This is a genomic window from Photobacterium sanguinicancri (genome assembly GCF_024346675.1).
GTDB classification, from domain to species: domain Bacteria; phylum Pseudomonadota; class Gammaproteobacteria; order Enterobacterales; family Vibrionaceae; genus Photobacterium; species Photobacterium sanguinicancri.
Genome location: NZ_AP024851.1, coordinates 1,249,784 through 1,262,886, shown reverse-complemented (window position 1 = coordinate 1,262,886; position 13,103 = coordinate 1,249,784). Strand labels below are relative to the sequence as shown.

General features: G+C 42.3%; 9 protein-coding genes and 1 tRNA gene. 4 read left to right on the top strand and 6 right to left on the bottom strand.

The annotated features are described in order from the left end of the window. Positions 1-39: 39 nt before the first annotated feature. From selB to OCU87_RS22615, 3 genes are all read right to left on the bottom strand, one after another. Positions 40-1,848, bottom strand: a complete 1,809-nt coding sequence (gene selB / locus OCU87_RS22625; RefSeq protein WP_261858578.1) for a selenocysteine-specific translation elongation factor — start codon at positions 1,846-1,848, stop codon at positions 40-42. Next, entirely contained in the window at positions 1,845-3,212 is a 1,368-nt protein-coding gene (gene selA, locus OCU87_RS22620; protein ID WP_261858577.1) for an L-seryl-tRNA(Sec) selenium transferase, read from the bottom strand. The genes selB and selA overlap by 4 nt, the downstream gene beginning before the upstream one ends. A gap of 236 nt (positions 3,213-3,448) precedes the next feature. Next, a tRNA-Sec gene (locus OCU87_RS22615) sits at positions 3,449-3,540 on the bottom strand. 880 nt (positions 3,541-4,420) lie between these two features. Here OCU87_RS22615 and selD point away from each other — a divergent pair. The 3 genes from selD (at position 4,421) to OCU87_RS22600 (ending at position 8,174) form a co-directional block, all read left to right on the top strand. Then, positions 4,421-5,464: a selenide, water dikinase SelD gene (selD, locus tag OCU87_RS22610; RefSeq protein WP_094958731.1), complete on the top strand. Its 1,044-nt coding sequence runs from the start codon at positions 4,421-4,423 to the stop codon at positions 5,462-5,464. 107 nt (positions 5,465-5,571) lie between these two features. Continuing rightward, positions 5,572-6,864, top strand: a complete 1,293-nt coding sequence (locus OCU87_RS22605; RefSeq protein WP_261858576.1) for a glycine/sarcosine/betaine reductase component B subunit — start codon at positions 5,572-5,574, stop codon at positions 6,862-6,864. A 14-nt stretch (positions 6,865-6,878) separates the two neighbouring features. After that, a complete protein-coding gene (locus OCU87_RS22600; protein ID WP_083541043.1) occupies positions 6,879-8,174 on the top strand; it encodes a glycine/betaine/sarcosine/D-proline family reductase selenoprotein B in 1,296 nt (431 codons plus the stop codon). A gap of 134 nt (positions 8,175-8,308) precedes the next feature. On the opposite strand, the gene OCU87_RS22595 is transcribed toward OCU87_RS22600, so the two are convergent. Next, positions 8,309-8,725, bottom strand: coding sequence for a GrdX family protein (locus tag OCU87_RS22595; RefSeq protein ID WP_261858575.1), 417 nt, complete (start codon positions 8,723-8,725; stop codon positions 8,309-8,311). A gap of 311 nt (positions 8,726-9,036) precedes the next feature. Between OCU87_RS22595 and OCU87_RS22590 the strand changes: the two genes are divergently transcribed. Beyond that, positions 9,037-9,399, top strand: a complete 363-nt coding sequence (locus tag OCU87_RS22590) for a DsrE/DsrF/TusD sulfur relay family protein (protein ID WP_062692586.1) — start codon at positions 9,037-9,039, stop codon at positions 9,397-9,399. A 141-nt stretch (positions 9,400-9,540) separates the two neighbouring features. Here OCU87_RS22590 and OCU87_RS22585 read toward each other — a convergent pair whose 3' ends face one another. Together OCU87_RS22585 and OCU87_RS22580 are read right to left on the bottom strand one after the other, a co-directional pair. Next, the gene (locus tag OCU87_RS22585) at positions 9,541-11,022 is read right to left on the bottom strand and encodes an oligopeptide:H+ symporter (protein WP_094958908.1); all 1,482 of its coding nucleotides are present in this window, start codon (positions 11,020-11,022) and stop codon (positions 9,541-9,543) included. A 24-nt stretch (positions 11,023-11,046) separates the two neighbouring features. Then, positions 11,047-12,444: an aminopeptidase gene (locus OCU87_RS22580; RefSeq protein ID WP_261858574.1), complete on the bottom strand. Its 1,398-nt coding sequence runs from the start codon at positions 12,442-12,444 to the stop codon at positions 11,047-11,049. Positions 12,445-13,103 lie beyond the last annotated feature (659 nt).

Here is a 13,103-nt window from a genome sequence, read left to right as displayed (position 1 = left end):
TTGTGGTCATAACATTTTCCTTCGATGATCAATTCCGCGTTATGCGATAGCAGATTCAAGGGTTTTAATGACTTGGCGATCATTTTCTATACGCTTAATCCAACCGTCATGCTCCATTCTATTTAATAGTGGGATCATGTATTTGCGTGATAACCCAGTGCGGTCCTTCGCATCGGAGATTGTGAATCTAGCATCCAGTACCAGCCCTTCGATCATCTCGGTGACAAGCTGCATGTAGAGGTTTTTTTCATAATAAATTTTGCCTTCGAGGGGGACGGCAAATCCTAAACGAACGAGATTTCTCAGTTCTTTTTGTGCTCCAGGGATTTTTTCTTTCTCGGCTTCGTAACCTTGTTTACCTGCTTGGTTCATTTTGGTCAGAATTTGTTTCGCGATTGGCGAGAGCTGTGCTTCGTTGCGACCAGTACCGAGTGAGAATAGCTCGCCAGCTTGGCGTAATTTCCCTTCATTACTTAAGTGTTCTAATAAAGCAGACAGTGCGTCTACTGGGATTTGGAGTTTGCTACTGAGTTCATTCGCCGATAAATCAATGTGCTCTTGTTTAAAAATGGACTCGATTAGGCTAAAGGTGTGGGTGCTAAATTCTTCGGTGAACAGCCACTCGCGGCAAGTAAGGTAACCAAATTCATTTGCCTCATCTTGGTTACGTTTTGCATAGCCATACAAAGACATATTGATCATGACATAGTCTTCCCAGGTTGGGTGTTCTGGCATGGCGGTGAGAAGTTCGTATAGCTTAGTACGGTGCTGTTTAATGACTGGCCCACACCAGACAATGGCGCCACAATTGAGGATGCGGCTACCACCGTGTTGGATCAGCAAAGCGCGTTGATTCCAAAAACAACACGCAGATTCATTTAAATGTAAGCGTGCTAAATTAGTGCCTTTGAACACAAAGATTTTTGCAAGGCAGTTAAATGTACCGAAAGCGACCTCTACTTCACTGTTATTGCGGCACTTGTTCTCGAACAACAAACTGTCTAAACGTACAATCAAGTCATTGGTCACAAAGCCTGCTTCTGGATTGTCAGTTAGGCAGAAGCCTCGCTCAACATCCTTTTTCTTAATGCCTTTTAATGCAATAGCAACGCGAGATACAGGCTCGGCCGTATCAATATTCTGGTGGTAAGATTGCAGGCTCTTCACTTGTACTTTTTCGCCGGAGGGTTGCAGCGTGAGCTTTTGGCCTACGTGGAATTCACCGCCACATAGGCTACCTGTCACAGTGGTACCTAAACCATTCACGGTGAAAATACGATCGATATAGAGATGTGCTTGTTGCTGGTGGGTATTAAACGTTAGCTCGGCTTCTTCTATTTTGTTATCTAGCCGATTACAAATATGCTGGCGAAGGCCATCTATGCCTTTTTTTGTGTGCGATGAAACAACGACAGAGTCAGGAATAAAACCTGCTATTTCAAGAAACTGCTCTAGCGCTTCTTCTTCGACTAATGCCAGCATATCAGCGTCAACTAAGTCGGATTTAGATATGACAAGAGTGACGTTTTCGATCCCCATCGATGTGATGACTTTTAAGTGATCGGTCGACATTTGCATCCAGCCTTCATCGGCTGCGACCACAAATAGCACCATATCTAAGCTCCACACCCCTGCAACCATGTTGCGGATAAAGCGCTCGTGGCCGGGTACATCAATGACACCAACGGGTGTGCCGTCATGATGTTTAAAGTAAGCAAAACCAAGGTCTATGGTCATGCCTCGCTTTTTTTCTTGCGGGAGGTGGGCGGTGTCTATACCTGTTAATGCTTTTATCAGCGCCGATTTACCATGATCGACATGTCCTGCAGTGCCTACGACGTAGCTCATTGTAAGGCCTCCGTAAGTTGATTTCGGAGGTAAGCAATTTCTGAGTCGTCAATGGTGGCTAAATTTAGCTGCACTTTGTCATGCTTAATGACACCAATGACTGGCAGCGGCCAGCCTCGCATAAGATTAAGAAGTTTTTCAGGTGAACGGGCATATTTAGTGTTTTGAGGTATAAGCTCAACAGACCATGATGGCGTGGATTGATCGGGTAATGAACCTCCGCCCACCGTCATTTCTGAGCGTATCACTTGTACGCGATCGTTAAAGCCTTCGGCCAGTTGATCTGCACGTTCTTTGAGATTTTTTTCAGCCATGGTGCTTTTGGTTTCAGCAACACCTGAACCACTTTCAAGTTGGTTCAGCTTTCTTACTGCTAGCTCTTCAAGTAAAGAATACACAATGCGACTCGGACGAAATGCACGCATCATCGGGTTTTTCTCTAATCGCTGAATGAGCGATTGTTCGCCTGTGATTAATCCTGCTTGTGGCCCACCTAAAATTTTATCACCAGAAAAACACACGATATCTGCGCCAGCGTGAATGTAACTGGCAACGGTTGGTTCATCAGGCATATCTTCCACGGTTGTACCAGAACCTTGATCAACCGCTAAAATAACGTGTGGCGGTAACTCTTTCGCAAGTTCTTTGATGTCAGCCGATTCGGTGAAACCACGAATTTTGAAATTCGATGTATGGATCATCAAAACCATTGCGGTGTTTTCTGTGATCGCATCAAGATAGTCTTGATTTGTGGTGATATTGGTTGTGCCTACTTCGACCAGTTTTGCGCCAGATAACGCTAAAATATCGGGAATTCTAAAGCCGCCACCAATCTGGATTTGTTCACCTCGCGAGACTATCACTTCTTTACCTTGTGTCAGCTCGTGCAGTATAAGGTAAACAGAAGAGGCATTGTTATTCACGACAAGGGTATCTTCGCCTTTGACAAGGTGTGTCATCAGGGTTTGAATAATTCCTTTTCGTTTGCCGCGTTTTCCGGTTGATAGATCGATTTCAAGGTTGTTGTAATGGGTATTGACGTCTTCAACGCTTTGCCACAGTTCAGCATTAATAGGAGAGCGACCAAGGTTGGTATGAACAATGACACCCGTACCGTTAATCACACGCTGAAGGCGCTGTTGATTCATCACCCAACAGGCATGTTCGATATTATCGTAAAGCTGCTCAAGCGAAAATTCAGCACTAGTTGAGGCACTAAGGATATATTTTTTATAGCTTTTAACTTCATCACGAATAATATCGGTCACGATAGGACGACTTAGTCGGTCAATGTAAGATGAAATAAATGCTTTCTGAAGGATTTTTTCTATTTGCGGGATTGAAGATAAAATACTGACTGCCATATATAACCTCAGCGATGACTAAGTTTAAAATAGGCGGTCATATTTTTTTCATAGAAGTAATTTGACAGCCTATTAAAATTGTTTCCAATTTGGAATCTGTTAATAGAGGCTAGTTAAATGAAACTAATATGACAAGACAAGAAGAATCATACCTCTACCAACATTATTTATTTTATATCTTGATATAAATAAATCTAATCCGAATGGTGTAAATAGATTCAAGGTTCTAAATTGATTGGCGGAAGGAGCAGGAATCGAACCTACCAAAGCCTATTCAGCTCACATCGGTTTTGAAGACCGGGAGGGCCACCAGACCCCATCCGCTTCCGCGTTTTGATGTGCTAATATAATCAGAAAATTTAATGACTTAAAAGTGGTTTGCGAGTGTTTTGTGATGTTTTCTCCAAACTGACAAAATTATGCAACTTAACTACTATTAAGTAACTGAGTTAACAGACTTATTAATCCGAAAGGAGTATAGGGATAGGCTTGTGAGTAAAATACGAGCAGAAAGTACCGTTTGCTACTACGACTTAATGGATAACTATGATTGTAGGTGACTGTATGGTAATAGCAAATGCCACTTATTGGTTTATTGTTAAAATTGTGAGTTTGAGTTTATTTTAAATTAACATCTTGGTCGGTTTTTTAACGATGGCATATGAAATTTGAGTGATGAGTTGTCTTTTAAAACATTAAATACGAGTTATGCTCTGTTTCAGATTTAGATCACAATATTTAATTCTTTGAGATTTATAATCGAATTCAACTTGAGGTTTACGCTAAATCAAAAAATAAAACAGATTAACTTTTATTTAAAAAAGAACGCATACATAAATAATGTCTTAATGTAATTAAGTGCTTTTAACTAAACGAAACAAGAGTTTAATTTTTTAGTTAAAAGTTATTGGTTATAGTGACTCCCTTAATAGAGTCATCAGACTAATAGCTGCATGAAGGGCATAGTTGATACATAGAAGTGTACCTGAATGTCGTTTTTAGTTTGAAATACGAACTAAACCTAGTGGTGTAATGTATCGCTTTATATAGGACGTAGATCAAACTGAAAGCAAGAGGATCTGAAGAGATCATATAGGGGGAAAGGTGATCGATGATCACGGCTTCTACTATAACGCTTTTTAGATATAGCGTGAGCACAGTATTAAATGTGAATTGTGCTCTTACCGTCCACTGTAAAGGATCTAGAGATGACAGAAGAAGTACGTCTGACGCAGATGACCAAAAAAGCGGGGTGAGCAGCAAAAATAGGCCCTAAGGCCATGGCGCAGGTTCTGCAGTCCATTTCACCCCTATTTCCCGAACAAGCGTATCCCAATTTGATGGTTGGGTTGACGGTAAGTGATGACGCTGCCGTTTATAAAATCAACGATGATGTTGCTGTTATCCAAACATTGGATTTTTTCACTCCAATTGTGGATGACCCGTACGACTTTGGTGCGATTGCTGCTGCGAATGCGCTCAGTGATGTCTACGCCATGGGCGGGCAAGTGACATTGGCGATGAATATTTTTTGTGTTCCACCGGATCTTCCTCAAGACGTGGTTGGCCAAATTCTGAAAGGCGGTGCGGAAAAAGTCCGTGAAGCTGGTGCAGTATTAGTTGGCGGTCACACGATTGAAGATAGCGAGCCAAAATTTGGCTTATCCGTAATGGGCATGATCCATCCTTCTAAAGTACAAACCAAGGCCGCTGTAGAAAACGGTGATGTTTTGGTTTTAACCAAACCTATTGGTACAGGTTTAATTTCGACAGCACAGAAACGTGGTAAAGCAAGTCAGGCGGCAATAAAAGCCTCTACTGACAATATGAAAAAGCTTAACCGTAAAGCTGCAGAAATTTTTGCCAACTATCCAGTGCGAGCATGTACAGATGTGACAGGCTATTCCTTATTGGGCCATGCCCATGAGATGGCCGAAAAAAGTAACATTTGTATGCACTTCAAGGCTGAACAGGTTCCTTTCTTGCCTGAAGCCGAAGATTACGCAGCCCAAGGATTATTTCCTGGCGGTGCTAAACGTAATCTCGACGCTTACCGCGATGAAATCGACTTTGCAGAAGCCCTTGATGAAAGTTGGCAGCGTAAGTTGTGTTGTCCGGAAACATCCGGCGGGCTACTTGCTGCTGTACCAAGAGATTGTTTGGACGCGTTACTAACAGAATTTAGCTGTAATGAAGAACCCTGTTGGGTTGTCGGGTTTGCCGAAGAAGGAACTGGCTTAAAGGTTAGTTAGGATTCGGTTTAATCAGGTGGACCAGCTTCGGAAGAGGCTGGTTACCTTGCTAAATCGTTCACCTTCCTAGAAAAATCCTCCCAACTGACGCTTGTTTGGAGAAACACATGAAACTCGAACTAGGCAACATCCATGTTCGTGATCTGGCATTTGGCCCAGTAAGCGAAGTGAAAGAAAACACTGTGGTTATTGATCAGCAGGCTTTAATTGGCCACTTGTCTGAATTGGATCACCGTATCCGCTCAATCGAGCTGTCTATCGCTAAACCCGGCGATAGTATTCGTATCATGCCAGTAAAGGATGCCATTGAACCTCGCGTAAAAGTAAGCGGTGGCGGTAATATTTTCCCTGGGCGACATTTGGGTGAAGAAGAGATGGTTGGCGAAGGCCGTACCCATGTCTTAAAAGGTATGGCGGTGGTAACAACGGGTGAAATCGTTGGTTTCCAAGAAGGCATCGTCGATATGAGTGGTCCGGGTGCGGATTACACTCCGTTCTCATCAACCTTGAATCTTGTTATTCAATGTGAAGTTGATGAAAGCTGTAACCAATACGATCATGAAGGTTTGGTACGTATGGTTGGCTTAGAAGCGGGTCGTTGGATTGGTGAATTGGCGCGAGATATTAAGCCAGACGAAATTCAAACTTACGAGACTAAGCCACTGCTAGAGCAAGCAGCTGAGTACCCTAACTTACCAAAAGTAGGTTATGTATATATGCTGCAAAGCCAAGGCCTATTGCATGACACTTATTATTATGGTGTTGATGTTAAAGGTATTCTTCCAACACTGATGTACCCAACAGAAGTGATGGATGGTGCGATTATTAGTGGTAACTGTGTATCTGCTTGTGACAAGAACACGAGTTATATCCACCAAAATAGCCCTGTTATTTATGATTTATACCGTCACCACGGTTCTAAGTACAACTTCATGGGCGTTATCGTTACTAATGAAAACGTCACACTGCGTGATAAAGAGCGTTCATCTAACTTCGTTGTGAAACTTGCGAAGCAAATGGGTTGGGATGCTGCAATCGTGAGTGAAGAAGGCTTTGGTAACCCAGATGCTGACTTAATCATGAACTGTTCAAAACTTGAAGCAGCAGGCATTCAAACTGTTTTGCTGACGGATGAATACGCAGGTCAAAACGGTGAAAGCCAATCGCTAGCGGATTCCCATAAGAGCGCAGACGCTGTGGTTACCAACGGTAATGCTAACCAGTTAGTGACGCTACCAGCGATGGATAAAGTAATCGGTTATGACCGCTACGCAGATGTTGTTGCGGGTGGTTTCAACGGCAGCTTGCATGACGATGGTTCAATCACGGTTGAACTTCAAGCCATCATCGGTGCAACTTGTGAGCTTGGTTTCCATAAGCTCACTACAAAAGCCAGCTAAGCGAGGATACACACATGACATTGAAAGTCGTTTATTATCTCAACCAGTTCTTTGCCCAAAAGGGTGGTGAAGAAATGGCTCACATTCCAATGGAAGTGGTTGAAGGCACTGTCGGTGTTGGTGCGCAATTTGGCACTATGCTGAAAGACAAAGCTGAGATCTCCCATACCATTATTTGTGGCGATTCATACTTCAACGAAAATGAAAGCTTATGCTGCCACAGCTTGGAAGAGATCCTTGCGCAAGTTCAGCCAGATCTTATTATTGCAGGCCCTGCGTTTAACGCCGGTCGCTACGGTATGGCTTGTGGTACAGTCGCGAAAGTGGCGCATAAAATGGGTATCACAACCATTTCTGGCATGTACGTTGAAAACCCTGGTTACGAATTATTCCGCCAATACGCTTACATGGTAGAGACAGGAAACAGTGCTGCAAGTATGCGTAAAGCTGTACCTGCAATGGTTGGCTTGGTTAACCGCTATATCGAAACTAATGGTGAGCTTGGTTCGCCTGAAGAAGCGGGCTACATGCCACGCGGTATTCGTGTTAACTTCTTCGCTGATAAGCGTGGTTCTGAACGTGCTGTTGACTTGCTGATTAATAAATTAGCTGGCGAGTTTACAACTGAATATCCAATGCCAGTATTCGACCGTGTTGATCCTCAACCACCTGTTGAGATGATGAGCACTGCGAAGATTGCTTTAGTGACCTCTGGTGGTGTTGTACCAAAAGGTAACCCAGACCACATCGAGTCATCAAGTGCATCTAAGTACGGCGAGTACAGCATTGAAGGGCTAGAAACACTTACCGAAGCAAGCCATGAAACCGCGCACGGTGGTTATGACCCAGTTGCTTGTAACCTAGACCCGAACCGCGTACTGCCAGTTGATGTACTACGTGACATGGAACGCGAAGGCGTGATCGGTAGTCTGCACGACATTTTCTACACCACAGTCGGTAATGGTACTGCGGTAGCGAAAGCGAAAGAATATGGTGCAGAGATTGCGATGAAGCTACAGAAAGCTGGTGTAACCGCAGCAATATTCACCTCCACTTGAGGCACTTGCACACGTTGCGGCGCAACGATGGTTAAAGAAATTGAAAAAGTAATGCCTGTAGTTCATATGGCGACTGTTGTTCCTATCTCTAAAACAGTAGGTGCAAACCGTATTATTCCTACTATTGCGATCCCTCATCCACTGGGTGATCCAAAAATGCAGCCACGCGAAGAGAAATTTACGCGTCGTCAATTGGTAGAAAAAGCGGTAATCGCACTACAAACCAAGATTGATGAACAAACTGTATTTTAGATTTAATACACGCTAAAAAAAGAAGCCAGCTATTTTACAGCTGGCTTTTTTATTAGCATCGATTGTTATTAACGGGAATAAAAATACCCAAGCGCATAAAACTAACTTGGGTATGAGAGTTGCGTGTTAATAATTTATAGGCTGGCGTTGATAGCGCTCAGGCATGACTTAATTAATTGGCAGTCTATAAATTTAAAGTCTGAACTTTGTTTTTTAGGGAAGTCTTGTTCAATGTTTTCACTGGTAAGGTTGAGAAATTCAGGCTTAGCCTTACAGAGCACTTGGTATCTTTCTATTGTTTGTTCAATAGTATTGAGTGAATCCATGTCTAAATTATTATCGCGGTAAATGACAATGCTTCGATAAGGTGTTTCGTGTGGCTTCACACTACCAGCAAGAGGGTGTGAAACAACTTTATACCCGAGGTGGACTTGGTCCCTTGTGAAAGTTAAAACATCATTAACCGTATTCTTACGAATAATCGTTATCGCACTGTTATCAACTTTTATACTTGGGTTGTTAGTAATGATCTCTAATCTATCAGCTCTCATGATGTTCCTTGATGATATTTAATCGGCACAATGCTACGCCTTAATTATAAGCCTTCTGGCGGTGCATTTTTATGGCTTATCTCGTGTTTTTAAATGATAGATAACCAGTAAGGTAAATTGGTTAAATAAGTGTCAGTGAGTAATGGTTTATTATTTTGTTAAATTAAGTGATTGAAAATAAGGTCTTCCATTTAAGCTGTTTGATGTATTGCAAGTTTTGCGATGAAAAACACAGGTACAATAGCCAATAACACCTTCGTTAAAGATATTTCATACCATCTCTATTTGCATTAAAGAAGGACTCTAGAATAATGGTTAATGAACAAACATTGCTATTTGTATTAAATGATGCGCCATACGGTTCAGAGCGTTCGTTTAATGGCTTAAGACTGGCAATTAACCTCAATGAGCAAGAAGTTAAGACGAAAATCAACGTCTTTTTGATGTCAGACTCGGTGAGTTGCGCGCTACCAAAACAGTCTCCAGGTGAGGGGTATCACGTTCAACAAATGTTGGAAATCCTAATCGCACAAGGTGCAGAAGTGAAGCTCTGCAAAACCTGTTGTAACGCCAGAGGGATCAGCGATCTTCCACTGATAGAAGGTGCTGAAATTGGTACGCTGGACGATTTGTCTATGTGGACACTGCAGGCCGATAAAGTGATTTGCTTTTAATGAAGCAAGATAACGAGTAGATACCAGCATTATAAATATAACGAAGCCGCATAGGGTCAGTATGCGGCTTTTTATTGTACTGTTTTTATTATTATTTCCTTTGAAGACTCGGGTTCAATGATTCATTGAACCCAAGATTTTTTATGACGCTGTTTGAGCGTCTTTATGCTCAATGTCTTCATCGACATCGGTTTCAATCAGCTTGTTAAGACGTGGTGCAAGGTAGACACATACAACGCCGACAACAGCAGATGCAATGGCAAGCATGTAGAAGTAGTTACCGTAAGACGCCAAGCTTTCTACCGGTGTCATTTCGACATCGCCACTCGAGGATAACCCTGCGACCCAAGCCCCTGCGACCGACGCTAAAGCTAGTGTCATGTTCCAGGCCCCGTAGATAAAGCCACGGATCCGACTTGGGAAAAGCTTCGCAATCGCTGATAAACCTAGTGCAGAAATCAACAGTTCACCTATGGCAAACAAGAAGTGCGGTGCAGCAATCCAGAACGGATTGAGCATGCCATTTTCATCACCAAAGTATTGAGAGAAACCAGCACAGGCAAAGGCTGAAGCACAGATCAGCATACCGAGAGCAAACTTACCCGGCATGGAGAGGTCCTTACCTTTTTCCCCTAGTGTCGTGTAGATATGGGCTAGCACAGGGCTAAGGAAAATAACCCATAATGGATTAAATGACTGATAAGAAACGGGGTTAATGGCTATGCCAAATATCTCAGCTTCGACGTTGTTGATAGCAAAGAAATTGAGCGACGTTGGCATTTGGTTGTACAGAACAAAGAATGCCAGTGCTTGCCCCATCAAAACAAGTCCAACAATCATGCGCTTGCGGCTAGTTGGTTGTTCTTTCTTCATTTCCTTGGTGATCAAGAAAAGGATAACCAAGGCAGCAATAGCGAGGGCTAGTTGTGCAAATGGTAGGTTCGTTAGCAAGTAACTGGCCGTTGCAACGGCAATCAGTGCGCCACACAAAAACAGCGAATTGGTCTTAAATGGAATCGCACGTTTGTCGGCTTCGGTGGCGTCTGTGATTTTCTTATTCAATAAGAAGTAAGTGATCACGTTAACGGCCATGCCTATGCCAGACAAAATAAACGCAGATGTCCAACCAATGCTATAAGCCATGATCGGTGCGCCTAATTGAGCAATGAACGCACCAATGTTATTGACCATGTAGAACAGGGTGTATGCGCCATCAAGACGAGGGTCATTTTTCTCATAAGCGGAAGCAATAATGGTTGGTGGAGCAACACTGCCTATGCCTCGACCCACTGCAACTGTACCTAAACCAACAAACACAAAGTGTGGTTGAGCGGTTATTGCTGAATAAGCAATGATAAAATAGCCAATCCCTTGGAAGGCAAAGCCCCATACCAAAGTACGTTTGGCCCCTAAGATTTTATCGGCTAACCAACCACCGACAAACAACATGGCAGCACCTAAAGCGGCAAATGCCCCAAAAGTAGCGAACGAGGTCTTCTGGTCGATACCCAGTTCGTCACCTAAGAACACAGGCAAGATTGCCCATAGGCTATAGAAGGACAGAGCCCACCAAAACTGGCATGAACAGAGAATGTAAAAGGTTAACGGATGACGCTTTTTCATGATCGTATCTCCATGATGCTAAGGTTATAGCGCCTGCAGGTAGAAAGCTTTGTAAGCTCGGTAGAGTTCATGCACATCGAACTTAGAAGACAGTTCGAACGGAGAGTGCATAGATAGAATCGCAGCCCCTGCATCTATGGTATTAATGCCATAGTGCGCAAGGTATTTAGCCACTGTACCGCCGCCGCCTTCGTCAACTTTTCCTAATAATCCAGTCTGCCACTTGATTTCAGTGTCATCGAAAATACGACGAAGTGCGGCAACATATTCTGCATCAGCATCATTGGATGCGACTTTGCCGCCATGACCTGTGTACTTGGTCAATACCAGGCCATAGCCCAGTTTTGAGGCGTTTTGTACGTCGTGAACTGATTCAAATAGAGGGTTAAGTCCCGCATTGACATCTGAAGATAATGCGTACGATTGCCATAGACAGCGACGGAGCATTTGGTCGTTGTATTGGCCGCCGGCTTGACGAACGAGTAGTTCACCGGTGAAGAATTCTAAGTAACGTGATTCAAGGCCTGTGGCACCCGTTGAACCAATTTCTTCTTTATCTACTAAGAAGCACACTGCGGTTTGCTCTGGTGTATCGATATCGAAAATAGCTTCGAGTGAAGTGTAAGCACAAATGCGATCATCTTGTCCGTAGCCACCAATAATGCCGTGGTCGAAGCCCACATCGCGTGCTTTACCTGCTGGTACTAGCATCAGTTCAGCTGAGATAAAATCAGGCTCGCTGATTTCATATTTTTCAAATAGCTTGGTTAAGACATGATGCTTGACGGTATCTTTAATTTTGTCATCATCAAAGGTCATAGGTATTGAGCCTACAACGATTTGAAGCTCTTCACCTTTAAGTACTTCATCCGCTTTGCGCTCACGCTGTACTTTGCGATCTAGGTGTGGAAGCAAGTCTGGAATAGTGAAAACGGGATCGCTGTCATCTTCACCAATTGCAATATCTACTTTACGGCCTGATTTAGTCACAACGATACCGTGCAACGCTAAAGGACGAGATGCCCATTGGTATTTTTTAATGCCACCATAGTAGTGAGTTCGCATCAGTGCGAGCTCGCATTTCTCGTGGATTGGTGAAGGTTTTAAGTCTAATCTTGGTGAGTCTATGTGAGAAACAACATAGCGAATTCCTTCACTGATTGGGCGTTGACCAATAATAGCCAGTACCACATTTTTGTGGCGGTTTATGAAATACACTTTATCGCCAGCAACTAATTGTTCAAATTCAGAAATAGGACGGAAGCCGTGCAGTTCTGCTTGAGCAATTGAGACAGTCACACACTGCCTTTCTGATTTCCCTTGATCTAAAAAGTGTTTATAACCTTCATTGAAAAGGTTTATTTCATCAATTCTCTTTTTATCGAGATCGAGCCAACCATTAGTGAACTTAAGCGTTTCCATTGCCTTACTCCGCATTTGTTAATGATGATTCGTAGCGGAGATTATCATTCTGAATATACGTGCGTTTGTGAGAGCGATCTGCTTATTGGTATAAAATTACAAAATTAAACACTGGTTAATTGAGTGTTTTGTAAATTAAAAATCTAAATCTTTATTATTTATAGGCTTGGCAATGAAAATCAATCTAGGTGATTGTTTACTGATATTTTTCATGAAAACCAATTGGTATCAATAGGGTTGTAAAAAAGTGTAAGTAAATAAAGTAAACAAAACACAAGGTTATTATTTGATTCAAGCGCATAAAATAAGACGAAGAGATTGATACAGTTAATGTTGTAAAATATAAAATCATTAAAGAATAGATATTTTATAGTTAGTCATTAATTTTACTAATGGCAGTGAGGGATATTAATATTAATCTAAATAGTTGGTTTTTTTAATGACTCCTTCTTTACAGATTGTCTTTTTTATATTAAGTGACGGTGAAATTGATGACTATAGGCGTAAATATTTCTTATGATAGTCAAAATATAGTGCTTGATATTCAATTTGGTTCTTTAAAGCTAAAGATACATAACTATAGTTATCGTTGGTTTATGATTTAAGTATCATATTTTTATATCGTGAAGAGTTTTATGCTGTAATTAGGCTTTGCTCAC